The organism is Paenibacillus sp. UMB7766-LJ446 (assembly GCF_030226665.1).
Taxonomy (GTDB): Bacteria; Bacillota; Bacilli; order Paenibacillales; family Paenibacillaceae; genus Paenibacillus; species Paenibacillus vandeheii.
The window spans coordinates 498,305-523,883 of the sequence record NZ_JASOYM010000001.1 but is presented as its reverse complement, the minus strand read 5'-3'; the positions used below and the strand labels follow the sequence as shown (position 1 = coordinate 523,883).

The 25,579-nt window shown below is 47.3% G+C and carries 25 protein-coding genes; 21 read left to right on the top strand and 4 right to left on the bottom strand.

Annotation, left to right across the window (positions count from 1 at the left end; all coding sequences use genetic code 11):
* Positions 1-46 precede the first annotated feature (46 nt).
* Positions 47-2,500 (top strand): phenylalanine--tRNA ligase subunit beta, encoded by a 2,454-nt coding sequence (gene pheT / locus QP794_RS02470; protein WP_285074746.1) that lies wholly within the window; start codon positions 47-49, stop codon positions 2,498-2,500.
* 138 nt (positions 2,501-2,638) lie between these two features.
* Positions 2,639-5,359, top strand: a complete 2,721-nt coding sequence (locus QP794_RS02465) for a cell division protein ZapA (protein WP_285074745.1) — start codon at positions 2,639-2,641, stop codon at positions 5,357-5,359.
* A gap of 104 nt (positions 5,360-5,463) precedes the next feature.
* Here the strand turns inward: QP794_RS02465 and QP794_RS02460 are convergent, their stop codons facing one another.
* Together QP794_RS02460 and QP794_RS02455 are read right to left on the bottom strand one after the other, a co-directional pair.
* Entirely contained in the window at positions 5,464-5,847 is a 384-nt protein-coding gene (locus QP794_RS02460) for a cupredoxin domain-containing protein (protein WP_285074744.1), read from the bottom strand.
* 205 nt (positions 5,848-6,052) lie between these two features.
* Complete coding sequence (locus tag QP794_RS02455; protein WP_285074743.1) at positions 6,053-6,418, bottom strand: phage holin family protein; 366 nt, start codon at positions 6,416-6,418, stop codon at positions 6,053-6,055.
* A 186-nt stretch (positions 6,419-6,604) separates the two neighbouring features.
* Between QP794_RS02455 and QP794_RS02450 the strand changes: the two genes are divergently transcribed.
* From QP794_RS02450 to QP794_RS02435, 4 genes are all read left to right on the top strand, one after another.
* The gene (locus QP794_RS02450) at positions 6,605-8,974 is read left to right on the top strand and encodes an endonuclease MutS2 (RefSeq protein ID WP_285074742.1); all 2,370 of its coding nucleotides are present in this window, start codon (positions 6,605-6,607) and stop codon (positions 8,972-8,974) included.
* 73 nt (positions 8,975-9,047) lie between these two features.
* On the top strand, positions 9,048-9,467 hold the full coding sequence (locus QP794_RS02445; RefSeq protein WP_024628337.1) for a DUF350 domain-containing protein: 420 nt from the start codon (positions 9,048-9,050) through the stop codon (positions 9,465-9,467).
* 120 nt (positions 9,468-9,587) lie between these two features.
* The gene (locus QP794_RS02440) at positions 9,588-10,154 is read left to right on the top strand and encodes a hypothetical protein (RefSeq protein ID WP_285074741.1); all 567 of its coding nucleotides are present in this window, start codon (positions 9,588-9,590) and stop codon (positions 10,152-10,154) included.
* A 126-nt stretch (positions 10,155-10,280) separates the two neighbouring features.
* Positions 10,281-11,495 carry an MFS transporter gene (locus QP794_RS02435; RefSeq protein ID WP_285074740.1) on the top strand — a complete coding sequence of 405 codons (1,215 nt, stop codon included), beginning with the start codon at positions 10,281-10,283 and terminating at the stop codon, positions 11,493-11,495.
* 59 nt (positions 11,496-11,554) lie between these two features.
* Here QP794_RS02435 and QP794_RS02430 read toward each other — a convergent pair whose 3' ends face one another.
* Complete coding sequence (locus tag QP794_RS02430) at positions 11,555-12,775, bottom strand: NAD(P)/FAD-dependent oxidoreductase (RefSeq protein WP_285074739.1); 1,221 nt, start codon at positions 12,773-12,775, stop codon at positions 11,555-11,557.
* Between the two features lie 97 nt (positions 12,776-12,872).
* Between QP794_RS02430 and QP794_RS02425 the strand changes: the two genes are divergently transcribed.
* The 7 genes from QP794_RS02425 (at position 12,873) to QP794_RS02395 (ending at position 17,117) form a co-directional block, all read left to right on the top strand.
* Positions 12,873-13,106, top strand: coding sequence for a hypothetical protein (locus tag QP794_RS02425; protein WP_079346110.1), 234 nt, complete (start codon positions 12,873-12,875; stop codon positions 13,104-13,106).
* 34 nt (positions 13,107-13,140) lie between these two features.
* Positions 13,141-13,536 carry a spore coat protein gene (locus QP794_RS02420; RefSeq protein WP_024628342.1) on the top strand — a complete coding sequence of 132 codons (396 nt, stop codon included), beginning with the start codon at positions 13,141-13,143 and terminating at the stop codon, positions 13,534-13,536.
* A 158-nt stretch (positions 13,537-13,694) separates the two neighbouring features.
* Positions 13,695-14,195: an Lrp/AsnC family transcriptional regulator gene (locus QP794_RS02415; RefSeq protein WP_024628343.1), complete on the top strand. Its 501-nt coding sequence runs from the start codon at positions 13,695-13,697 to the stop codon at positions 14,193-14,195.
* A gap of 13 nt (positions 14,196-14,208) precedes the next feature.
* The gene (locus tag QP794_RS02410) at positions 14,209-15,417 is read left to right on the top strand and encodes an aminotransferase class I/II-fold pyridoxal phosphate-dependent enzyme (RefSeq protein ID WP_285074738.1); all 1,209 of its coding nucleotides are present in this window, start codon (positions 14,209-14,211) and stop codon (positions 15,415-15,417) included.
* A gap of 190 nt (positions 15,418-15,607) precedes the next feature.
* Positions 15,608-15,829 (top strand): aspartyl-phosphate phosphatase Spo0E family protein, encoded by a 222-nt coding sequence (locus QP794_RS02405; RefSeq protein WP_173405202.1) that lies wholly within the window; start codon positions 15,608-15,610, stop codon positions 15,827-15,829.
* A 162-nt stretch (positions 15,830-15,991) separates the two neighbouring features.
* Positions 15,992-16,543: a type 2 periplasmic-binding domain-containing protein gene (locus tag QP794_RS02400; protein ID WP_285074737.1), complete on the top strand. Its 552-nt coding sequence runs from the start codon at positions 15,992-15,994 to the stop codon at positions 16,541-16,543.
* Positions 16,544-16,580: 37 nt separating this feature from the next.
* Positions 16,581-17,117 carry a bifunctional adenosylcobinamide kinase/adenosylcobinamide-phosphate guanylyltransferase gene (locus QP794_RS02395; RefSeq protein ID WP_024628347.1) on the top strand — a complete coding sequence of 179 codons (537 nt, stop codon included), beginning with the start codon at positions 16,581-16,583 and terminating at the stop codon, positions 17,115-17,117.
* 108 nt (positions 17,118-17,225) lie between these two features.
* Here the strand turns inward: QP794_RS02395 and QP794_RS02390 are convergent, their stop codons facing one another.
* On the bottom strand, positions 17,226-17,837 hold the full coding sequence (locus tag QP794_RS02390; protein WP_024628348.1) for a DedA family protein: 612 nt from the start codon (positions 17,835-17,837) through the stop codon (positions 17,226-17,228).
* Positions 17,838-18,063: 226 nt separating this feature from the next.
* On the opposite strand from QP794_RS02390, the gene QP794_RS02385 reads away from it, so the two are divergent.
* From QP794_RS02385 to QP794_RS02350, 8 genes are all read left to right on the top strand, one after another.
* Positions 18,064-18,645 carry a cob(I)yrinic acid a,c-diamide adenosyltransferase gene (locus QP794_RS02385; RefSeq protein ID WP_024628349.1) on the top strand — a complete coding sequence of 194 codons (582 nt, stop codon included), beginning with the start codon at positions 18,064-18,066 and terminating at the stop codon, positions 18,643-18,645.
* Entirely contained in the window at positions 18,642-19,625 is a 984-nt protein-coding gene (locus tag QP794_RS02380) for an RluA family pseudouridine synthase (RefSeq protein WP_285074736.1), read from the top strand. Before QP794_RS02385 ends, QP794_RS02380 begins: the two co-directional genes overlap by 4 nt.
* A gap of 314 nt (positions 19,626-19,939) precedes the next feature.
* Complete coding sequence (locus QP794_RS02375; RefSeq protein WP_024629013.1) at positions 19,940-20,305, top strand: arsenate reductase family protein; 366 nt, start codon at positions 19,940-19,942, stop codon at positions 20,303-20,305.
* A 405-nt stretch (positions 20,306-20,710) separates the two neighbouring features.
* Entirely contained in the window at positions 20,711-21,604 is an 894-nt protein-coding gene (locus QP794_RS02370) for a 5'-3' exonuclease (protein ID WP_285074735.1), read from the top strand.
* A gap of 5 nt (positions 21,605-21,609) precedes the next feature.
* Positions 21,610-22,716, top strand: a complete 1,107-nt coding sequence (locus QP794_RS02365) for a phosphodiester glycosidase family protein (RefSeq protein ID WP_258530454.1) — start codon at positions 21,610-21,612, stop codon at positions 22,714-22,716.
* A gap of 29 nt (positions 22,717-22,745) precedes the next feature.
* Positions 22,746-23,441, top strand: coding sequence for an MOSC domain-containing protein (locus QP794_RS02360; RefSeq protein WP_285074734.1), 696 nt, complete (start codon positions 22,746-22,748; stop codon positions 23,439-23,441).
* Between the two features lie 57 nt (positions 23,442-23,498).
* Entirely contained in the window at positions 23,499-24,377 is an 879-nt protein-coding gene (locus QP794_RS02355) for an ROK family protein (protein WP_063564224.1), read from the top strand.
* Between the two features lie 183 nt (positions 24,378-24,560).
* A complete protein-coding gene (locus QP794_RS02350; RefSeq protein ID WP_285074733.1) occupies positions 24,561-25,562 on the top strand; it encodes an HRDC domain-containing protein in 1,002 nt (333 codons plus the stop codon).
* Positions 25,563-25,579: the final 17 nt, after the last annotated feature.

The following is a 25,579-nucleotide window of genomic DNA, read 5'->3' as shown; positions in this document are numbered from 1 at the left end:
GCCCTTCATTTGCAACACCAATTCATAGATTAGGAAGTGAACGTCCATGAGAGTATCGACAGATTGGCTGTCTGATTATATCGCGCTGGAAGGCGTTGAACCGCAGGAGTTGGCAGAGAAAATCACCCGTGCGGGGATAGAGATTGATGTAGTGGAGAACCGGAACCAGGGCGTGAATAAAGTGGTTGTCGGTTACGTGAAGAGCAAGGAGAAGCATCCTGACGCGGACAAGCTGAATGTATGTGTGATTGATGCCGGACAGGAAGAAGATCTGCAGATCGTATGTGGTGCGAAAAATGTGGATGCGGGTCAAAAAGTAGTTGTTGCCCTGGTTGGAGCGAAGCTCCCTGGTGGACTTGATATCAAAAAAGCCAAGCTGCGCGGTGTTGTATCCCTTGGCATGATCTGCTCTGCGAAAGAATTAGGCATGAACGACAAATTGCTGCCGAAGGACCAACAGGAAGGCATTCTTGTTCTACCTGCACAAACGGAAATTGGCACACCAATCAGCCAGGTGCTTGGTCTAGATGATCATGTGCTTGAACTGGATCTGACACCGAACCGCTCCGACTGTCTGAGCATGCTTGGTGCAGCTTATGAAGTGGGTGCCATTCTCGGTCGTGAAGTGAAACTGCCTGATCCGACTCAAAAGTTGGTAGAAATCGGTGATGCGGCTGCGAACCATATTTCGGTTGAGATTACGGCTGGCGAACAATGCAGTCATTATGCAGCCCGTTATGTAACAGGGATCAAGCTGGGAGCTTCCCCACAGTGGATGCAAAACCGTTTGATGGCTGCTGGCATCCGTCCGATCAATAATATCGTCGACATCACGAACTATGTCATGCTGGAATACGGACAGCCGCTGCATGCTTTTGATGCAGATAAGTTGGAGAAGGGCCATATTGAAGTGCGAATGGCCAAAGAAGGCGAAACGATCGTGACGCTGGATAGCCAGGAGCGCAAGCTGGAGCCGCATATGCTGCTCATTACCGATGGCGTGAAACCGGTAGCCATCGCGGGTGTAATGGGTGGCGAGAATTCCGAGGTAACGGAAACCACTGTGAATCTGTTGTTGGAATCCGCCAAGTTTGATGGCGGAACTGTTCGGAAAACGTCGCGCCAACTGGGGCTGCGTTCCGAAGCAAGCATGCGTTTTGAGAAGGAAGTCGACCCGGCTGCTGTCATTACGGCATTGAACCGTGCGGCTGAGTTGATCCAGCGTTATGCAGAAGGCGAAGTTCATCAGGGAATTGTGGAAGCAGGAACAGCTGCTGCGGATAAACGCATTGTACAGCTGTCGCTGGAGAAACTGAATCGCTATCTGGGAACCGAGTTGTCCCTGCTTGAAGTGAAAACCATTTTCGCTCGTTTGCACTTTGCTTGTGGTGATGCGCAGCAGGGCCTGCTGGATGTTGAAGTGCCAAGCCGCAGAGGGGATATTACACTTGATGTGGATCTGTTTGAAGAGGTTGCCCGTCTGTACGGATACGACAATATTCCAACCACATTGATTGAAGGACCAACGACACCGGGGGCTTATACGCGTTCGCAAGCGATGCGCCGTACCATTCGTGGCCTGTTTGCAGGTAGTGGCTGGCAGGAAATGATCAGCTATTCGTTCGTACACCCGGATAAAGTTTCCTTGTTCCCTGCTCTGACAGAAGGCAGTAAAGCTGTGAAGCTGGCTATGCCAATGAGTGAGGATCGCAGTGTGCTTCGCAAGAGCATTTTGCCGCAAATGCTGGATGCAGCGGTGTATAACATGAACCGCAAGCATGATTCACTGGCTGTATTCGAAGTAGGCAGTGTCTTCTTCACTGAAGAAGAGAAGCTGACGAAGCAGCCGCATGAAATTCCGGTCCTGAGCTTGTTGCTCACAGGAAACCGTGCATCCCAGCAGTGGAATGTGGGAGCAGAGAAAGTGGACTTCTTCGATCTGAAAGGTGCACTTGAGAACCTGTTCGCCTATGTAGGTCTGGAGCAGCGTATTCGCCTGGTGGCAAACAGTCCAGAAGGTTTCCATCCTGGGCGCTCCGCATCGGTATATTTGGAAGCAAAAGATGGTGGAGAAGGCAAACTGATTGGTACGATGGGGCAATTGCATCCTGAACTGCAGCAGCAATATGATCTGAACGATGTATACCTTGCTGAGATCGGGCTTGAAGCCATCTATGGTGACGCTGATACGGATATCCGTTATCGTGAGCTTCCACGTTTCCCTGCAGTTGAGCGGGATATCGCGGTTGTTGTGAGTAAAGATATCGAAGCTGGGGATATGCTCCGTGCGATTCGTGAATCTGCCGGTGAGCTGCTGCAAACCGTACAGGTATTCGACGTATTCACAGGCAGCAAATTGGGTGAAGACAAGAAGAGTGTAGCGATGGCTCTCGTTTATCGCAATCGTGAACGTACATTGACAGATGAGGAAATTACCGAGGTTCATGCTCGTGTTGTTGCTCGTCTGGAGGAGCAATTTGGAGCCGAATTGCGTAAATAGAACATAAGTCAATTTTTTGAACAAAGTTTAGCAGGAATTGCTTGAAGTCACATCGAATCCTTAGCATTAGAGGATCGATGTGACTTTTTTGTGATTACAGCTTAGAATCAACATACAGACTTGAAGGAGGGCACAACTGTGACTACACCTGATCGTACACGCGTCACCGTAGAGATCTACGGGACTTCCTATAAACTGGTTGGCAGCAGTGCCGACTATATGAAACAAGTAGCTAACCTGGTAGATGAGCGTATGAGCGCGATCTCCAAGCAAAATTCCCGTCTGGATACTCCGCGTATTGCGGTGCTGGCGGCTGTACATATGGCTGAACAGTCTCTTCAGACTCATGAAATTCGGAATGAACTGAAGATGCTTACTGGAGAACGTACAGAACTGAGAAACGAATTGAACCGGTTGAACGCCATACAAAATGAACATCAACAGGAATTGGAACGTCGTGACCAAGCAATCGCTGAAGCAACGAAGCTTAAGACTGAGGCGGAACAGACCATCGCGAAGCTTCAGAAGGATCAGCAGGCAGAAATAGCCAAGCTGAATACATTGCTGGAGCAGGAACGCACTCAGGCAGCAGGTCGTGAGCAAAAGCTTCAGGCCCAAACTGCTGCGCAGCTGAAAGCGGCGGAAGAGAAGACGCAGGCGCGTCTGAAAGAAGCAGAAGAAAAAGCAGCGAATCAAATCAAGAATGCACAGACGCAGGCGGCAGCCCAGCTGAAGGAAGCACAGACACGTGCAGCAAATGAGTTGCAGCAGGCCCAAGCCAAAGCGGCTGCACAATATAAGGAGCTGCAGGACAAGACGGCAGCTCAACTGAAAGAGGCAGAAGCACGGGCTGTGGCAGAACGTCAAAAAATTGAGGTTCAGGCCGCACAGCAAGTACAAACGGCGAAGGAACAAGCAGAAGCTGCAATCTTGTCTGAATTGGAACAAGCCGAGGCCCAATTGCAGCAAGTTCAGGAAGAAGCCCAGCTTCAATACCGTGAACTTCAATCCGAGATGGAACAGCGTATACAGCAGGCTGAGCAAGCTGCCGTGAATCAGGCTCAACAGCTGACTGAAAAGGCAAAAGAAGAACAAGCCGCACTGCAGCAGCAAGCAGAGCAGAAGCGACTGGCTGAGATAGAGCAGCTGAAATCAACGTTCAAGGAGTCATCCGAACAGGCGGAACTGGAGTGGATGGAAAAAGAAGCGGCTTATGAGGAGCAGCTTCAGCAAATCCATGAGGCAGCCCAGACTCAAGCGAATGAAGCTTTGGTAACTGCTGAGGCTTTGCTGCAAGAAGAACGAGGCAAGCTGAAGCAGCAGTTGGAAGCAGAACGTAAACAGGCCAAATTGCGCTTAACCGATGTTGAAGGCCAATTAGCCGAGGTGCGTAAGCAGCTCAAGAATGCTCAAGAGGTTGTTGTGGATCAGGAACAACAGCTCCAACACGAGCGTAATCAAACGGAAACGTTGCGCAGTGAACAAGCCGTATACAAACAGGAGCAGGATGTTCAGCTTCGTCGAATTACGGAATTGGAGCAGCAGCTGGAACAATTAAAAGCAGATAGTGCTCAGCTGACTGAACAGCTTCGCAACACAGAAGCTGAGGTAGAGCAGTCCCGGGAAGCGGAGCAGCAGTGGAAACAGCAGTATAATGAGACCGTTGAACGTGAATCTTCTCTGACAGCACAGCTGCGTAAAGTACAGGAACAGCACGGCCAGCTTGAGCAGGAGATCAAGAAACTCCGTGAAGCCGAAGTGAAGTCCGAGGATGAGCAGCGCAGGCTGCAAAAAGTGCTTGAGCAGGCTCATGCGGCAGTACGGACATTGCAACATGAACTCGGCACACTGACGCAGAGCGAGCAGTCCTGGAAAGAGCAGGCTGAACAACGCCTGATCGAAATCGGTGAACTGGAGACGCAGGTACTCGAAGCTGCGGAACAGAATGAAACGCTGGAGTCTGGCGTACAGTCCCTTCATGATGAATTATCCGTCGTTAAAGAAGAAGCTCGTCACGCCAGCGAAGAAGCTGAACATTATATTGCACAAGCAGGTCGTCTGGAGCAGCAGCATAAAGAGCTTGATGGTGAATTGAATGAAGCACGTGAAGAACTGAACAAGCTGCAGGAAAGTTATAAACAAATCCGGAAGGATTATGGTGATGCACTGCAGCGTGAAGAGGACTATACTCGCAAACTGAATGAAATGAGCGAAGAAAAGAAAGAAATTGTGCGTGCGCTTGAAGAATCCAGGCAGAATGCCAATCAGCTATCTGCGAGGATCGATAAACAAGGCAGCTTGCTGACTCAGACAGAAGAAGAAGCACTTGAGTGGCAGATTAAGCATGAAGAATTGTCTGCCAAACAGGCAGAGCTTTCCTCACGCCTGCAAGAGCTCACTGCTCGGGAAGTTGAGCTGAGCTCCAGGGTAGAACAAGCAGAACAACATGCGGAACAACAAGAGCAGGTTTGGCAACGGCGTGCGGATGAATGGGCGGCTCAGGAGCAATCCTGGCAGGAACGATGGGCTGCACTGGAGAATGAAGTGAATCTTTGGCAGAAAGAAAGTGCTGCCAGTGTGGAGAAGGTAGAAGAGCTGGAACATGAGCGGCAGCAGCTTGACAAGCAGCGTGCAGAAGCGATCGAAGAAAAGCAGACGATGGAGAATGAACTGCTGGAGATCGGTGAGCGGTATGAAGTTGCGGCTAACCAGCTGCGTTTGCTGCAAGTTGAACGTGAGATGGAGCAGGAGAAGGCGGAGCAACTGAATACGGATTACCGCCAATTGCGGGATGAATATACGAAATTGCAGACGGAATATAACGAATGGATTGAATTGATTGAGCAGGATCAGACCTAGCTGATGATTACGTCATAACTGGAATCCTGGACAGCGCACTCTTGTACAATTTGTTATAATGAAGAAAGAGCTCCCGTCGCTACGGGGGCTCCTTGTCTTGAACACTATTCTTCAACAATAATTTTGGAGATCATACTGCTGTGACCACTCCCGCAATAGACAGAACAGGACATTTCAAATTCCCCTGCTTTGTCAGGAGTAATCACTTTGGAACTGTTCTTGGTGTCCAGCTGAAGGTTCAGCTCGGGCACGAGAACGCCATGGTTACCATTTGTATTTTCATAAACAATCTTAACCGGGACACCTTTTTTCAAATGGTATTCAGGTTGGTCAAATTCATAGTTGCTTGCTTTGATTACCAGTTCTTCGCTTGCAGTTACACCCGATTCGGACTCGCTGTTTGATCCTGCGGATTGTCCAGTTCCACCACATGCAGCAAGAACCAGGATCAGCATACAGGCTGCAAGCCATGCCATGCCTTTTTTCATGATGTGCCTCCTTAAAAAGCGTGATATGGATAAAATTTGAATGATTTCTTCAGTCATCATACCGCAAATTGACGATGCCTGTACATGCTGCCTATGTCGTTTTTTTGAACATCAGTATGCATTTAACCCCAAAAAAATAAACCTCGTCAGGCGTTTAAGCCATCAGAGGTTTAGGGGAAGCCTATGGAGAGTAGATAGGTTGAGCCTATGCGTGATCTCTGGATCTTCTTCCAGCATCAAAAGGGGTGGAAACCGGGATGAACAAATCAATAATCCCGATGACCAATGCAGCCAGAACAGCACCAAGCAGGCTGACATGCACATGATCTACGATATATTGACCAATCCAGATCACCAGTGCGCTGACGATGAAGCCGACAATACCGCGGCCAAAGGGATTGACCCTTTTACCGAAGATGCCTTCAACAACCCAGCCAAGCAGAGCGATAACCAGAGCTAGCATCAGGGCGCTCCAGAAGCCACCGACGGAGAACCCGGGTACGATCCAGCTGACGACCATCAATACAATTGCGGCGATGATAAATCGCACGACATGTCCCAGAAAATTCATGGTGTTATACCTCCTTTATTCAGATCATATTGAGAATTGTACATCCAGTTCAATGCGAGGTTGCACAATCCTGACACCTGTAGTTTGTGGCGCTTTGTCCCAAGTTATGTGTGGAAGGATTCGTTAAATAGCGAAAGAAAGTTTCTTTCGTTATAATACAGTTATAGTTTGGAAGGAGTTGTACACTTGGACACGAAAATTTTACACACATTGGAATATCGCAAAATTTTAAATACATTGCAAAGCTTTGCCCAGACTACGATGGGAAAAAAGAAAGCGGACCAATTGGAACCGATCAGTGAACTGGAAGAAGTCAAGAGACTGCTCCAGCAAACGGATGAAGCTTTTACGTTTGACCGTCTGAAAGGCTCTCCATCTTTTGGGGGAATTGTGGATATTACCGCATCCATCAAACGTGCCGAAATCGGAGGCACGTTGAACCCGCATGAGCTGCTGGGAATTTCCAACACCACCTTGGCAGCACGTCGATTGAAACGCCAAATCGCTGCGCTCCACGATGATGAAAAGGTGGAATCGATTTTCTATATCAGTGATCAGTTATCTGAGCAAAAAGCGCTCGAAGATGCGATTCGTATCTGTATTGACGACAATGCCGAAGTCTCAGATAGCGCAAGTGTTACATTAGCGCAGATTCGGCGTGAATTGCGCGGAGGTGAATCCCGAATTCGCGAGAAGCTGGATTCCATGATTCGTTCTTCGACGGTATCCAAAATGCTGCAGGACCAGCTGATTACCATTCGGGGAGACCGTTTCGTGATTCCCGTGAAATCGGAGTATCGCTCGTACTTTGGCGGGATTGTACATGATCAATCCGGTTCGGGAGCAACGCTGTTTATTGAACCTGAATCCATTGTTGCGATGAATAACAAATTGCGTGAAACCCGAATTCGGGAAGAGCGCGAAATTGAAGTGATTTTGCAGAAATTGACGGCACTTGTCAGTGAACAGGCAGAGTGGTTATTATATGATGTTGATCTGCTGGGATCTTTGGATTTTATTTTTGCCAAAGCCCGTCTTGCCCGTGAATTAAAAGCCACGTTGCCACGCATGAATGATCGCGGATTCATCAAGCTCAAGAAGGGGCGTCATCCGCTGATTTCGATTGAAAATGTGGTGCCCACCGATATTGAACTTGGCAACGATTATACGTCCATTATTGTAACGGGTCCTAACACGGGTGGTAAGACGGTAACGCTCAAGACCATTGGATTACTGAGTCTCATGGCGATGTCTGGTTTATTCGTTCCGGCCGAAGACGGCAGTCAACTGTGCGTATTTGATGCAATTTACGCGGACATTGGTGACGAACAAAGCATTGAACAGAATCTGAGTACGTTCTCCAGCCATATGACGAACATCATTCGGATCTTGAAAAACATGACGACCAAAAGCCTGGTGCTGCTTGACGAACTTGGGGCAGGTACTGACCCGGCAGAAGGGTCTGCGCTGGCAATCTCCATTCTAGAGCATATGCATCAGACCGGATGCCGCATGGTAGCAACAACGCATTACAGTGAGCTGAAAGCTTATGCTTATGAGCGTAAAGGTGTTATTAATGCCAGCATGGAATTTGATGTCAATACACTGAGTCCAACCTATCGACTACTCGTAGGTGTTCCGGGGCGGAGTAACGCGTTCGCAATTGCGGAGCGACTGGGTCTGCCAGGATACATTCTGGATTACGCCCGTGGCGAAGTGAAAGAGGAAGACCAACGCGTCGAGCATATGATCGCTTCCCTGGAAGAGAATCGGCTTACTGCTGAACAAGAACGTGAAAGTGCGGAGCGTCTGCGTCAGGATATGGAGAAATTGCGCAGCCGCCACCAAGCCGAATTGGAGAAGCTGGAACAGCAGCGTGACCGCCGTATTGAAAAAGCGGAAGAAGATGCCCGCAACATTGTGGACAAAGCCAGAGCGGAAGCAGAGAAGATTATAGCCGATCTCCGTCAGCTCGCTATGGAAGAAGGCGCATCCGTGAAGGAGCACAAGCTGATTGCTGCTCGCAAACAACTGGATGAAGCAGAACCGGAGAAACGCAAGAAGACCATTAAGCGTACTGCAACGGCAACGAAGTCCCGGGCCATCGGCCCAGGCGATGAAGTTCTTGTCTACAGTTTGAATCAAAAAGGTCATGTGGTGGAGATGTCCGGCAGCAAGGATGCCATGGTTCAATTGGGGATCATGAAAATGAAAGTATCCTTGAATGATCTTGAATTACAGCAGTCTGCACCAGCGGATTCCAAGCCGAAACAGAAACCGGTAACGGGTGTGAAACGAACTCGCGATGACAATGTGAAAAGTGAACTGGATTTGCGGGGTACGAATCTGGAAGAGGCCTTGATGGAGACAGACCGCTTTATCGATGAAGCGTTCCTTGCTAATCTGGGTCAGGTTTATATCATTCATGGTAAGGGAACAGGAATTTTGCGTTCCGGTATTCAAGATTACCTGCGTAAGCATAGACATATAAAAAGTTACCGGCTGGGCAATTACGGAGAAGGCGGAAACGGTGTGACCGTCGCAGAATTGGAATAGCCCGACCAAGAATCAAAGATATTCTGCCGCCTGAGTGTCTTCAGGCAGCAGAATGGGGAAGGGGAAACGATGAGTGAAAGGGACGATAGACCAATTGCTGTCTCATCCCTTGGGGATGGTGCTCGGATTTTTCTCCGTAGCGATTATGGAGCTGCTTGTATTTCTTGCCTGCTTTGAACTGGTGACCAAGTACAAATGCTGGAATGAAATCAAGAAGGGGAATGTGGCGGTTGCAATGGCTACAGGAGGCAAGATCTTTGGGATCTGTAATGTACTTCATTTCTGCATTCAGGCCAAATCGTCGGTGTATGAAGCTATGACGTGGTCCATTGTAGGATTTGTTCTTCTGCTCATTGCTTATTTTCTATTCGAGTTTCTGACACCGGTGTTCTCTATTGACAAGGAGATTGAAGCGGATAACCGGGCCGTTGGATTGATTTCCATGATTATTTCCGTCTCGTTGTCATTTGTTATTGGCGCGAGCATCATGTAGGGGGACCGTTCATGAAAATATTGATACGGATTCTGTTTGCTGCGTCAATTGTATTCTTTGCCATAGGCATCATTTATGTGTTGAACACATGATTATTTGAAAGAGAAAGGTTGATTCAATATGGAACCAACAGTATGTCCATGGTGTCACACCGAGATTGTATGGGATGAGGAGCTAGGTCCTGAAGAAGAATGCCCCTACTGTCACAATGAATTAAAGGGATATCGTACTCTAAACATCAACATCGGTGATGAAGAGAACGATGAGGCAGAAGAAGACATTTATGATATGGATGATGTCGTGGACGATGAACAAACTACGGATCTTGCCAGCCTGTGGGGAGATGAAGTAGAGCTGAAATTGCCGGAGCTTCGTACATTAACGAAGTATGCGGATGAGGGAAATGATTTGATTCAATACGAAGAAGGCGTGGAGAAACAACTTGATTTGCAAGAAGAGGTACCAGAATGCCCGCACTGTCGTGAATTCATGATCCTCACAGGTACACAGAAGGCCACCAAAGATACGTTTAATCCTGTTGCCAATGCCGTTTCAGGTACGGACTCGTTGCTGGATGCGCCGTTCGAAGTACAAATGTATGTATGCTCAGGTTGCTTCCAGGTGCAATATAATTTGGCCGAAGATGACCGTCTGCGTCTGATCCAGAATTTGAGTGCGCGGAAATAAGGGAGTATAACGTTCCGAAAATATAATATTCCGGGAAATTCATCATGTTTTCCTTCTGCTTGGGGCACGTTAACCCTGAGACCTGCCTGTGAAGTGCTGACTTCAGGTGGAATAAGGAGGGAGCAGATGAAGATTTCTCTGGGACGACAATCCATTCTGCTACTAGGCGTGAATGGATTGTTTGTGTTAGCCGGAGCTTTGTCGGGGACGTTTCTGAATGTGTATCTGTGGAAAAGTCGTCCGGATTACGCTATGCTCGGGTGGTTCACCATAAGCCAGCAAATTGCACTGGGACTTACGTTCTGGCTCGCGGGGAAGTGGGTCAAGGAGCATAATAAAATGTATGCTTTGCGATTAGGCACCGCTTTGTCGGGTGTATTTTACATGCTTGTATTATGGGCGGGACCCAAAGCAGTTGACTGGATTTGGCCTTTGGGGATCCTGCTCGGATGTGCACTGGGATTGTTCTGGATTGCGTTTAACGTTGTTTATTTTGAGGTGACTGATCGGGAAAATAGAGACCTGTTCAACGGTTGGGTGGGTTTACTGGGTTCCATGACAGGCATCATCGGTCCTTGGTTCTCAGGTCTTATTATTTCACGAATGGCTGACAATACGGGCTATCGCCTTATTTTTACAGTGTCGTTGGTGATTTATGTAATTGCCGTTGTATTCAGTTTTTTTCTGAAAAAAAGGGAGGTCAGCGGTACATACCGCTGGTCTGAACCATGGCGACAGTTATCTGCCAAAGATAGTCCATGGAGACCGCTTGGCATGGGATTATTTGCGCAAGGCGCACGAGAAGGTGTATTTGCCTTTCTGATTGCATTGCTCGTCTATATAGCTACGAAGCAGGAATATAAGCTTGGGCAGTTCTCACTAATTACCTCTGCCGTAGCTCTGGTGAGTTATTGGGCCGCAGGAAAATGGTTTAAGCCGCAGTACAGGTCTAGGGGAATGTTGGCCGGAGCGATATTGTTGTTCATCGTATTGCTTCCCCTGTTATGGAAGGTTAGCTATGGTACGCTTTTAATTATGGGAATCGGGTCAGCCTTGTCGATGCCGCTGTATATTTTGCCGATGATTGCGGCAGGATTCGACCTGATGGGAACGAGCGGCGAAAATGTAGAGAAAAGGGTTGAACTTGTCGTATTAAGGGAGCTGTGTTTGATGGTCGGCCGTTTATTCGGCCTTGCTGTATTTATTCTGACGGTCATGAATGGCCCTTCATTACAAACGCTAACCTGGCTTATTGTGGCGCTTGGGGCTTTCCCGCTTATTGGCTGGATATTCATGCGTAAAATGTTAGTACAACCGGATCAGCAAAAATCTTCTGCATAGGAAAAGGGTACAGTCCAGGGATTTGATCCTGAGCTGTACCCTCATTTATTAAGATTTGCTTACACAGGAGTAGGCTTACTCGTTCTCGTTAATGAGAAAAGCTCCATGTCGTCATTCCGGACTCCTGTAACAGCGTCGGCCAGAATAGAAGCAGCGAACATGCTGTACACTGTTCCGTTCCCGCCATAACCCTCGAGAAAATAAGAATGCGGGTAATCGGGATGTGGGCCTATAAACGGTAGGCCGTCATTGGTATTTCCGAACACGGCACCCCAGGCATAATCAACTTCAAGACCATCCAACGGGAAATAAGAGCGAACTTCTTCCAGGAGTGTATCTCCCCGGTGTTTTGCCCGAATCTCGCGCTGATCTTCCCTCGGTGTCTCTTCATCCAGTCCGCCAGCAATAATCCGTCCGTCTGGTGTTGTTCTCATATACAGATAAGGGCGTGCTGTCTCCCAGATCAGACTGTGCTCATGCCATTCTTTCAGGTCTGGCAACGGCTTCGTTGCAATAGCGTAGGTGGTTTGCAGGTAGGCTCCTTGATCCCTTTTGATGGCCTGCGTCTCATAACCGGCAGCAAAAATAACCTTACTGGCCCGGATTCTCCCACTTGAAGTATAACAAAGCACACCATCATCATCGAATTCACAATGAATCATCTCTGTCTGTCCGTAGATTCTTGCTCCACGTTTGCTCGCTGATTCAAACAGGGCATGAACAAAGCGATACGGGTTCACTTCGGCATCCCCCAACGTATAAAGTGCGGCAGGTTTGCTGAAGGGAAAATGGTCGCTAATTTTGTCGGAATTCCACAGTTCAGCTTCAAAGCCATAGCGCTTCAGCGTTTGATATTCTTTCTCCAACATGGCTACATCATCATTGCTGCTGGCAAAACAGAGACTGGTCCGCGGAATAAACCAGGGATCCGTATCTAGCCTTTCCGCAATTTGTGTGAGCTTCTGCATGGCTTCACGACATAGTTCATAGAATCGCACGCCTGTTTTTTCGCCAAAGGTATGAATGCATGAGGTTAATGATTTGTCGTTCGTGTATTGTAAAAGACCTGTATTGGCAGAGCTGCTGCCATGGGCAATCTCCCTTTTATCAATGACAACTGTGTTAACACCACGCTGCGTGAGCAATTCGGAAGTCAGTGCGCCCCCCATGCCACCGCCGATGATCAGGCAGTCACAGGAGATGTCAGTTTGGAGCGGGGGATAGGTGGAATTTGTATTAAAAGTGGAAGGCCAGAAAGGTGTGCCATAGACCAGATCCATGAGAAACATCTCCTTTGTAATTAACGTTTGTATACTTTTGGGCGACCGGGTTAACAATAATTGCGCATAAACTTTATGCCGAGGAGGTCAACGAAACATGCAGAATCAATCCATGCAAGCGCTGAGTCCGAAAGAGTTGAGTTATATCGCGGATTCGATATCCAATGAAGAACTGCTGATCAAGCAGTGTGCAGCCACAGCTTCCATCTCACATAATCCGCAAATTCAACAAGCACTGAACCAGTATGTTCGCTCCCATGAACAGCATCTGAATATCCTTGTTAATGCTCTTCAGCAGCATCAGTCCATTGCCCCAACACAGGCTCAGTAAATCCAATTGAATCTAACGTTTAGGAGGAAATCGTGTGTACTCACAATCCATGTCTTCCAATGGCAATTTTATGCAGGAGAAAGATTTGCTAAAGTCGATTCTTGCAGATTTAAGACGAACTTCGCGCGAATATACGACAGCAACAACAGAATCTTCATGCCCGATGACTCGCAGAATGTTTACAGACCTGACCAACGATACCCTAAGGCTGCAAGGTGATCTGTTTAATCTAATGCAGCAAAACAACATGTATTCTGTCTCTTCCAAAGCACTTCGCCAGGATGTGGATAAGCAGATTCAGTCTGCTCAACAGACCCAACAGAAATGTCAGCAGTTCATTCAGGAAAAGAACACCCAGAACAGTGCTTACAGCCAGGCACCCAATGTACCTCAGCATCAACCGAATTACGGTAACCCTTATTACATGTAACCTTTGTAATTATGGTTTGAAGCAGGGACTGTCACAGACCATACCACCGCTTGCCCGAATTCAGGGCGGGCGGTTTTTGTCTTTGCATGATCGTTGAATTCATGTAATATAAGTATTAATTCATTTTCAGGAACCTGGATGACGCTGGAGGGAAAGACATGAAGGATCTGAACGATCTGCAATTAAAAGTTCTGGATTTGTTGAAGGAAGACGCGAGAAGGACTCCCGCACTGTTGTCGACGCTGTTGGGGGAGTCGGAAGATAAGATCAAGAACGCCGTGGCACAGCTTGAACAGGACCACGTTATTGTGAAATACGCAACCGTTGTGAATTGGAGCAAGATCGATGATGAGAAAGTAACAGCCTTGATCGAAGTGCAGATTACGCCTGAGCGTGGTCGTGGCTTCGAAGGAATCGCGGAACGCATTTATCTGTATCCGCAAGTGAAATCGGTATATCTCATGTCAGGTGCATACGATCTGCTCGTAGAAGTAGAAGGTGGCAACCTGCGTGAAGTCGCTAATTTTGTTTCGGAGAAATTGTCTCCGATTGACTCTGTACTTTCAACGAAAACGAATTTTATTCTTAAAAAATATAAGCAGGACGGGATTATTTTTGAAGACCATCAGGAAGACAACCGTCTCATGATCTCGCCGTAAAGGAAGATGCGTCATGATAGTGAATGAACAGACAACAGGAAACAACAAGAAAATGACTTCGTATCTGGCACCTTTGGTTCAACAGATACCGCCATCCGGCATACGTAAATTTTTTGATCTGGTTGGTGATAACAAGGATATCATCACACTGGGTGTAGGTGAACCGGACTTTGTAACACCATGGCATATGCGTGAAGCTTGTGTGTATTCACTCGAAAGAGGCATGACCAGTTATACTTCCAATGCAGGTATGCCGAAACTGAGAGAAGCCATTAGCGAGTATCTGGACACTCAGTTTGATACCAAGTATGATCCTAAGGATGAGATTATCGTTACCGTTGGTGGCAGTGAGGCCATTGATCTTGCCTTGCGTGCATTAATCGTACCTGGAGACGAAATTCTGATTCCCGAACCTTCGTATGTGGCATATTCTCCAATCGCTTCAATTGGTGGAGGTATACCGGTTGGGGTAGAGACGTATGCGAAGGATCAGTTTAAACTGACTGCCGAGGCGCTGGAAGCAGGTATTACACCGAAGTCCAAAGTGGTTATCCTATGTTATCCGAGTAATCCAACAGGTGCGATTATGACTTATGAAGAATGGCTGCCTATTGCTGAAGTGATCAAAAAGCATGACCTGATCGTCATCGCGGATGAGATTTATGCCGAACTGACATATACGCAAAAACATGTTAGTTTCGCTTCAATTCCGGAGATGAAAGAACGTACCATTTTGGTTAGTGGATTTTCCAAGGCTTTTGCAATGACCGGCTGGCGAATCGGGTATATGTGTGGACATCCTGAACTGATTGCAGCCATGCTCAAAATTCATCAATATACGGTGATGTGTGCACCTGCCATGGGTCAGGTAGCTGCGCTTGAGGCATTGATGAACGGTTTGGGTGAGAAGGATAGAATGGTCGAATCCTATAATCAGCGCAGACGTCTTATCGTACAGGGGTTTCGCGAGATTGGACTGGACTGCCATGAACCCCAGGGAGCATTTTATGCATTTCCGAGTATTCAGAAGACAGGGCTGAGTTCAGATCTGTTTGCCGAGCGTCTGCTTACGGAAAATAAGGTGGCGGCTGTTCCAGGTAATGTATTTGGTCCACAAGGTGAAGGGTTTCTTCGTTGTTCCTATGCCACATCCGTGACCCAATTGAATGAAGCATTGGAACGAATCGGAAACTTTGTTTACAAACTGCAAAAAGAGGGTTAATAGGAATTAGAAGCTTAGGACAAATGTGAACGTTCTTTAAACTAGAAAAAAATAACTTTCTTTTACAAAATATTGTGATATAATTTCAATTTGAAATAAGTTTTTCTTGTATTTGGAAACTAATTTTTCCAAGGAGGGGTTGGCTTTGTTTTGTGTTGAATATGATTTACCGACTAATCGTGGGCATTATTTGGCAGAAGGCGATCATGGCGACCGATGGTCGGTGAAACCGGATCACGCATCTTTGCATAACGTTTCCTTGGAAGATGAGATCCATATGCTTCGCCTCAAGATGGAACAGATATTTCTGGAAGAGAAATCATTCACATCCGATATTGTAATTGAAATTAGCAGTTTGCTAGATTTGAAGATTAATGAATACATGAAGGCTAATCCGATTAAAGGAAAATAATTTTTCATAGTATCGAAACGTTACGTATACTCGATTTGAAGAAGACCCGGAAGGGGTCTTTTTTTTTGATCTATCAACAGATTGCTTTGGATAGGAAGGGTTATTTTTTTGCGTGGAACAATTGTGATATATTGTACATAGGAGACTAAAGGGGGAACTGGAATGAAGAGATTTTGGGGGCTTGCCGCAATCATTTCTATGATTTTTCTACTTGCTGGCTGTGGCGGTAAGGACGGTTTTACAATTTTTATCATTGACAACCAAGGAAATCCATCCGTGATCTCGGAGCAGTTACAAGCTAATTTGCAGCAGAAGTTGGGCGAAGAGCCCAAGGTAGAGGTAATCACCAGTGCGATGTATGATGTTCAGAAAATTATGGTAGAGTATGCGGCAGGTGGACATGATATTTTCATTTTGCCTGAGGCTGATATGAAGCAGTACGGAAGTAATGGCTCCAATATTCCGCTTGATGATACATTTAATCTAGAGAAGTATGAACGTGGTGTATTTGAAGGCGGGGTCCTGGTGGAGAAGGGCGAAGGGGACGATGGTTCAGATATCAAGACAGAATCACATCTCTATGGCATTCCGCTGGAAGACATGCAAATGTTCAAAGATGTAGATTATGCTGCGCAAAATCTGTTTGCTACCATTCCGGTGTCAGCGTCCAATGTCGAAGAATCCAAGAAAGTGCTGAAGGCGCTGACAGAATAAATGCAATCTAGTATGGCTACTGAAGGAGGGGAGCGGATTGCTAATTACGGTCACAGGCGGCATAGGCAGTGGTAAAACCCGATTTGCGCTTCGATACGCAGCCCGGATTAGCCGGGAGGGCATTTATTTATCCACTGGTGATCATGATCCCGTGATTCCCGAATTGCCATCCGCTCATTATCGTGCCATCCAGGCTGGAAACGGACAGCACCTTACGGAGGTGCTTCACCAGATTAATCGGGAATCCAATCTCTTCCTTGCAGATCAGCGAATCGTTATTGTAGATAGTCTGACAGCATGGATGGCAGCAGGGTTCAGGGCAAGTGATGATCTGGATCAGCAGCGTTCACAGACGCAGCTGTTGCTGGATGCCCTTCTATCTTACCAGGGAAAGCTGCTCGTGATCACCAACGAAATGCACGGTTCGCTGTATCCTTCAGAGGAAGAACGAATTTTTGCGGCAAGAATGGCGTCGGTTAATCGGGCGTTGCAGGCGCATTCGGAACAGATGTACCTGCTGGTATCTGGCTTGGCTGTTGATCTTAGAGGTCAAGGGCTGCGATATGAAGATTAGCATTATTCATAACATCAAAACGATGGACGAACCTAAAAAAACCTCCGTAACCACAAGTTGTGGTGCGGAGGCTTTGTTTTATGCCAAAAAGTATGCGTGTAAATCTCTTTATTTCCGAGTTTTATTTCGTCTGATCCACCAGATTATACAGCCAACAACAATAATCGCCAGCAATACATATACGACGAGGGAGTACACGTCCATAAAGTGCAGAATACTTTCCCATGACGCTCCAAGCGCCGCACCAACTGAGACGAGAATGATATTCCAGGCCAGTGTTCCAATGGTCGTGAAAAGCAGGAATAAGCCAAATTTCATGTTGGACATACCGGCAGGAATCGAGATCAGGCTGCGAACAAGGGGAACCATGCGACAGAATAGTACGGTCCACATTCCATATTTGTCAAACCATGCATCGACACGGTGGATATCTTCTTTTTTGATCCGCAGTATATGACCCCAACGTTCTACAATCTTCTCCAGTCGATTGACATCAATCAACAGTCCGATTCCATACAGAATGACAGCCCCAAGCACAGAACCAATGGTAGCCGCAATAATGACGCCAGGAAGGGTCAGGCTGGTGTAGGTGGTCATAAAGCCGCCAAATGGTAAAATGATTTCGGAGGGGATGGGGGGAAATACGTTTTCAAGAGCAATAATAAGTGCAATGCCTATGTAGCCGTATTGTTCCATGAAATCGGTTATCCAGTTTTGCATAATCGTCTCCTCTACTTTTGGTTTGCAAGAATTTGGCGTATACTCGGCAGAGTACGCCAATTCATATATACGTATGAAGGATCTCACTGGTTTCTGAAAATAATAGCATTCCCGTAATCATAGCAGGTCAAGTATACTGATTAAGTTAAAGTTAAGAAGGGCATGCATTTATATTTAACCCCAGCGTTCTGCCATGCGAATGATATTAACAATAGGAGGGATTACAATGGGCATATATACACGAACAGGTGATGAGGGACAGACCTCGGTCATTGGAGGACGGGTCATCAAGGACGATGACCGAGTTGAAGCTTACGGGACAATTGATGAGCTGAATTGTTTTGTTGGGCAGGCCATCAGTTTTATTGATCAAGCCAATGGAGAGTTTGAAGATTTACGTGAACATTTGCTCGAAATTCAGCAAGAATTGTTTGATTGCGGGTCTGATCTAGCCTTTGTGAAAATTAGCGAAACCAAATATAAAGTACGGGATGAGATGGTCACCCGGCTTGAACAATGGATTGATCAGTACGATGCGGAGAATCCGAAGGTAGAACGGTTTATTTTGCCTGGGGGAAGTCTGCTCTCTTCCACATTACATGTTTGCCGTACGGTATGTCGCCGTGCTGAGCGCCGCGCCGTTACACTCGGACAGCATACGGATATCAACCCTTCCGTACGACGTTATTTGAACCGTCTGTCTGATTATTTCTTCGTTGTTGCACGGACTGCCAATGCGAGACAACAGGTAGCGGATATTGAGTATGTGCGGAGCAAAAAAGTATTCCGTCGCAAAGACAACGAATGAGCGATTATTATTCACCACTGACTTACACCGTTCCCGAACATGAAGAGGGTTGGCTGCTGAAGACTGTGCTTCAGCGTCGTTTGCAGGTTTCGCGCAAGCTCCTGTCGAGACTCAAACTCACGGAGCAGGGAATTATGTTAAATGGCGAGCGGGTATACATCAGCGTCAAAGTTAGTGCAGGTGACGTCCTGGAAGTCCGGATGGAACAGGAGGAGTCTGATGATATTTTGCCTGAGCCGATCCCCTTTACGATACTGTACGAAGACGAGCACTTGCTTATCGTGAACAAGGATTCCGGTGTCATCGTACATCCAACACATGGCCATTACACAGGTACATTGGCGAACGGGGTAGTCCATTATTGGAAGTCCAAAGGCGAGCGTTTTCGCTTCAGACCGATTCATCGGCTGGATCAGGAAACTTCGGGTGTGCTGGCAATCGCGAAAAATCCATATGTGCATCAGCATGTGTCTGAACAGATGATTGCAGGAACGGTGGATAAAAAGTATATTGCCTTTGTGCACGGTAGTCCTGCCCAAGAAGAGGGGGCAATCGATGGCCCGATCGATCGTGATCCCGCAGAGCCCCATCGTCGAATCGTTACACCTGACGGATATGCAGCAAGAACGTTATACACGACAGTCGCCCGATGGGCGGCAGGCAGCGCCAGCGCAGTGAACCTGAAGCTGGAGAGCGGTAGAACTCATCAAATACGGGTACATATGACATCGATTGGCTGCCCATTAATCGGGGATCGGATGTATAAGACTCTTCCCGTACATGAGATCGATGAGCAGACCATGGCTATTCGGGAGGAACGAGACTCTTGGATTGACCGTCAGGCATTGCATGCATGCGAGCTGTCGTTTGACCATCCCATTATGCAGAAACGGATGACGTTCCATGCCCCTTTACCCGCTGATATGGCGGCCTTAGAGGCACGCTTGGATGTTGAAGCTTCTCCAAGAGAAGCGTTGTGAAATGCTGTGAATCGGCCTGTGATTTGCGCTGTGTAGCATCTCATTGCACGGTGCCCTGCTGTCTATCAATGGTTTTATTTATATGAACCTGTGTGAGGGATGCAACCGCACCCGAACAAAATGCCGTAGGCTAAGGTCTTAAGGTCTTAAGGTTGATATAGCCAAATGTACTTTTTTCTTATTGGCAAAAAGGTTTAAAATTACATTGCGATGGTATCGGTTTGGAGCGACTTTTGGATTTGCGAAGCAAACCAAGGGAAGCGAGAAATCGAAACCGGAGCACCACCGGAGCAAACATAGGAGGACAAATAACGATGAGTAATCTGAAAGTATATCAATATGCAAAATGCGGCACATGCCGCAAAGCGGTAAAATGGCTGGAAGCTCAGGGGCATGAGCTGGACTTAATCCCTATTTTCGACACACCACCATCCGAAGCAGAATTGAGCGACTTGATTCAGAAGAGCGGACTTGAAGTGAAGAAGTTCTTCAACACGAGTGGGGAAGTATACAAGGAGCAGCAATTGAAGGACAAGCTGCCGGGGTTATCCGCAGAAGAGCAGATTCGTTTGCTGGCTTCCAATGGTCGTTTGATCAAACGTCCAATCGTTACGGATGGTCACAAAGTGACTGTAGGGTTCAAGGAAGACACGTATGAGCAGGAATGGAACAATGCGTAATTTATAGTTGAATGATTTCATATTGTTAAATGAACCAAGGTGAAAAAAGCTCTGATTGTTCAAATTTCAGGGCTTTTTTGGCTGGTCGATCCTTGGCGGAACTATGCTATAATGATAGAATTAGTTCGATATTTTATTTGCTATAGAAACTTAGCTAAAGATTTACACGAGAACGGAGAGGACAGAAATAAACTGAGGAAGCGGAGCTAAAAGCTTTCTAAAAGAAAACTCCATCGGAAGCATACACTTCGCCTTTATCACCGGATTTTCCCTTTTGAAGAAGGGAATCAAAAAAAACTGGGGATAACAGCGATCAGAAGGTTGTTCTGTCATCGGAGTGGCAAGTGTAAATATATTCTTTAGTTCAATTTTCTATGGAATCAGGACAGGAGAGAACAAAATCAAGTGAATCAACGTAATGAACCTACTTTGTTGCTGGTAGATGGTATGGCGGTGTTGTTCCGTGCATTCTATGCAACATCTGCAAGCGGATATATCAGACGTACAAAGGCAGGCGTGCCAACCAACGCAGTATACGGATTTATCCGTTATTTCTGGGATGCGGTTCAGACCTTTGGGCCAAGTCATGTCGTATGCTGTTGGGATATGGGGGGCAAGACGTTTCGCGGTGAAGAGTATGCAGCGTACAAGGGGAACCGTCCGGAAGCTCCGGATGATCTGATTCCACAGTTTGCTCTGATTCGTGAAGTGATGGATAGTTTGAACATTCCGAATATTGGCGCTCAAGGATATGAGGCTGATGATTGCATCGGTACACTAGCCAAGTATTACACCGAGCAGACGGATATGAACGTGATGGTACTTACGGGTGACCACGATATGCTGCAGCTGATTGATGACCGCACTAGCATTATTATTATGAAAAAAGGTCATGGCAATTACATGGTCTATACACCTGAATCCCTGATGTCGGAGAAACAGCTCACACCTCGTCAAGTGATTGACATGAAGGGTCTGATGGGCGATGCCAGTGACAATTATCCCGGGGTACGGGGCATTGGAGAAAAGACGGCATTGAAGCTGGTGCAGGAGTTTGGCTCCATTGAAGGTATCCTGGACAATATGGATAAGCTTACACCTTCGGTCCGTAACAAGATTGAGAATGATCTCGCTATGCTTCATCTGTCTCGCAAACTGGCAGAGATTCACTGTTCAGTTCCGGTAGCTTGTGCACTGGATGGATGTGAATTGCGTCTTGACCCGGATATGGTGATGGACAAGTTCGAACAACTTGAGATGAAGAGCCTAGGCTCTTGGATGGGAGTGGCAATTGGGTGAGTAGTATGCAGACAAAACGGACGGGCAAAAAGTGGTGGACAGGGGCTATGGCCCTCGTCCTTGCTTTGCCTGTAATCCTTTCAGGAGCGGTGAGTGCTCCACAGACAGTAGATGCCAAAGCGGCAATTAGCACCAAAGTACAGAAAGTAAAAGCAGCAGGACGCAGTTTTACCGTTCAGACGGTTAGTATTCCCAAGGGTACACCAGTTACCGTAGGATTAGCGAAGAAGCAGGTCGGTCAGACTGCAACATTACCTTCGATTGTCAAGGCTTATGGAGCACAAGCAGCCATAAACGGAGCGTTTTTTGAAGCTTATAACGGAGCTCCAGATCCATACGGCATGTTAATAGCAAATGGCAAGGTTATACATATTGGAAGATACGGAACAACGATCGGATTTAAGGAAGATGGCTCGGCCATCATGGATTCGCTTCAAGTGAGTTTGACGGGTAAAGTAACAGATACAGAAGGGAAATCACGCAGTTGGTATGCGACCTTTATCAACCGAACCCCTTCCGCAAATGCGAGTATTACGATGTTATACACGCCAGAACGGGGATCCACAGTTGGGTTCAAGGGAGGTACTGCCGTTGTGATGGAGAAAGGGATTGTCACCAAGAAAGTACCCAACACCAATGTAGCTATTCCGAAGAATGGCTCGGTGCTGGTCTTCACGGGAAATCAGAAATCTTCGTCGGACCGCTTTACCGTTGGATCAACTGTAGAGATGAATTATAAATACACCAATGCAGCAGGCAAAGAGATCCCTTGGCAAGATGTAGTCACCGCTGTGGGCGCAGGTCCACGTCTGGTGAAAGACGGCAAAATTGCCGTAAATCCAGCGAGTGAGGGCTTCAAGGATACCAAAATTCTCAATGCCTCCGGCGCAAGAAGTGGTATTGCCATTATGGCCGACGGATCGGTGATGTTGGCTACGGTGTCAGGAGCCACGATTAAGGAATGGGCTGCTGTCATGCAGAAGCTTGGTGCCAAGCAGGCAATGAACCTGGATGGTGGTGCATCTTCTGGCATGTATGCTGGCGGCAAAATGCTTACTTCCCCGGGCCGTTTGTTAAGTAATACGCTTGTTTTTGGTGGCTCTGTTCGTTAAAAGAAAGCTATTATGGGAGGTATGATCAGATGACACTCACACACAACCGGAAGCCAGATGAAAGCAAGACGGCTGTACTGGCTGTAAATGTGGGGCAACCTCAGGCATTACCTGGTCAGAAGCGCGAAGTGATGAGCGGCATTGTGAAGCATCCCATATCCAGCCCGGTCTTCCTGTCATTCACCGGAATGACAGGAGATGGTCAGGCGGATCTGGAGCATCATGGCGGACCGGATAAGGCGGTTTGTGTATACGATTACAGTCGTTATCCGGCGCTTGAACAACTGATGGATCGCAAGCTGGACTGGGGGGCTTGTGGAGAAAATCTGACCGTTGAAGGCTGTATGGAGGATGAAGTCCGGATTGGTGATGTGTTTGAATTGGGGGAAGCCAAGGTACAGGTCAGCCAGCCAAGACAGCCTTGCTTCAAGCTTGGCGCCCGGTATGATTACAAAGAGCTGCCAGTTTATTTTCAGGAGAGCGGACATACCGGATTTTATTTTCGAGTGTTGCAAGAGGGCGAGGTAACTCCTTCTGCAACATTCAGACGAATCAGCACTGATCCTGCATCAATGACCATTCTGGAAGCTAATCGAATTATGCATCAGGGGAAGCATGATGCGGTTGGTATGCGTGCGTTGCTGGCCATTTCAACGCTGTCGGACAGCTGGAAGCAGTCCTTGTTGAAGCGATTGGCCAAGCTCGAAGCTGCTGAACTGGATTAACCATGCCTTCGTTCAGAGAGCAGAATTAATTTTAAACTACTTGGGAGTGTGACTAACATGACGATTTTAGGCGCAATTGAAGCTGGAGGCACCAAATTTGTATGTGGTATCGGTACGGAAGAAGGAGAAGTTCTTGAACGTGTAAGCTTTCCAACGACGACACCGGAAGAGACGATGGCTCAAGTCATTGCTTTTTTTGAAGGTAAAGGCATTGAAGCTTTGGGTGTAGGTTCATTTGGTCCGATTGATCCGATTGAAGGAAGTCCGACCTATGGTTATATCACAACAACACCGAAACCACATTGGGGACAGTACAATCTGATTGGTAAGCTCAAGGAGCACTTTGATGTACCGATGACATTCGACACGGATGTAAATGGTGCAGCACTCGGGGAAGCAACCTGGGGGGCTGCACAAGGCCTGGATAGCTGTCTATATATTACGGTTGGAACGGGTATTGGCGCAGGCGCAGTTGTAGGTGGCAAAATGGTCCATGGCTTGTCACATCCAGAGATGGGACACATCATTGTACGCAGACATCCCGAAGATACGTATGAAGGGTTCTGTCCGTATCATGGAGACTGTTTGGAAGGCCTTGCTGCAGGTCCTGCCATCAATAAACGTTGGGAGCAACCGGCTTACGAATTGCCAGCCGATCACAAGGCCTGGGAGATTGAAGCGCATTACCTGGCGCATGCTTTGATGAATTATGTATTGATCCTCACTCCGCAGAAAATTGTAATGGGTGGTGGCGTAATGAAACAGGAGCATCTGTTCCCAATGGTTCGCAGCAAATTGCAGGAATTGCTCGCCGGATACGTTCAGCATCCTGCACTTCAGTCCGAAATTGACCAATATGTCGTTTCACCGGGACTTGGTGATAATGCAGGATTGTGTGGTTCACTTGCGCTGGCAAAATTGGCTTTGAACAAGTAAATAGCTTTATAAACTAATGGTTGACGAATTTTTCCAATGTGGTAATATATGAGCAACAGCATAGCACGGTTTATGAGGAAGCACCTCTCTTGCATGGATTTTGCAGGAGAGGTGTTTTTTGTGCTGTTCAAGATAGCACAATACAGACTGTGTCGAGCTGAACTATCGAAGGAGGGACAAGAAATGGAAGTCATTTTCATGAACAGGTTATCCAGAATGTCAGGTCAGAATGAAGAGCATGCGCAGCTGTGGATTGGTGAAGAAGAAGGGGAGTGGCATCTGGGATGGAGCCGATATGAGGAAGGAGATCGTGTGGATGCTAACTGGTATGATGGAAGCTCTTGGGACGAACTGTTGCATGTTTATCGTCATCAGTTAGCGATACAGATGGGCGAAGGGTATCGTCCGTTGCTGCAGGGGATGTTTCACGAAAATGATGATTTGAAGTCGCGCAGCTATGGCGGTCAGCGTCTTCATTGTTACAGTGAATTATATGGCAATGAGGGGCTGTATATGGATCTTTGCATATGGCGCAGGAAAAGAGCGGCGTCTGATCGGAAGGCCCCCTATTTTATTGCAACGAATCGGCTGTTGCGCCTGATCAGTGCATTTGTTCCACAAACGATAGATGAATTGATGCAACTGCCTGGCGTAGGAGAGAGTAAAGCGTTCGAGTACGGAGCTGAATGGCTGGAGCTTACGAATGGATTGGAACGTTCCACGTCTTTTCCGCTAGAGTGGGTGTATACGGTTCTGAAGGAACAGGAATATGAGAGCTGGCTGTACAAACAGAGAGAGCAGAAATACAAGCAGGAATTAGACAAATTCACTACACGCAAGCAGGTACTCGAAGGAATGAAGGAAGGGCATACGCTGGAGGAGATCGTGAATCGTTCCGGATTATCCCGGCGGGAGCTGATTGAGCTGTTGGAGACACTGGATCTGGAGGGGTATGACACAGATTGTCTGCTGGACGCGGAACTCGCTATCATGCCTGAACAAGAGCAAGAAGCGGTGTGGAGCGCCTACGAGGAGCTGGGAGATACGTTTCTGAAGCCTGTGTTACATAAAGTGTATGGAGAAGAGAAGCCTGGCGGAGGCAATCTGGAGCAGGTTTACGAAAGACTGCGCATGATTCGAATCCGGTTTCGTCGTCATACAGAGGCGGAGCAGCATGCGGGCTAGATTGAACATAGATCGGT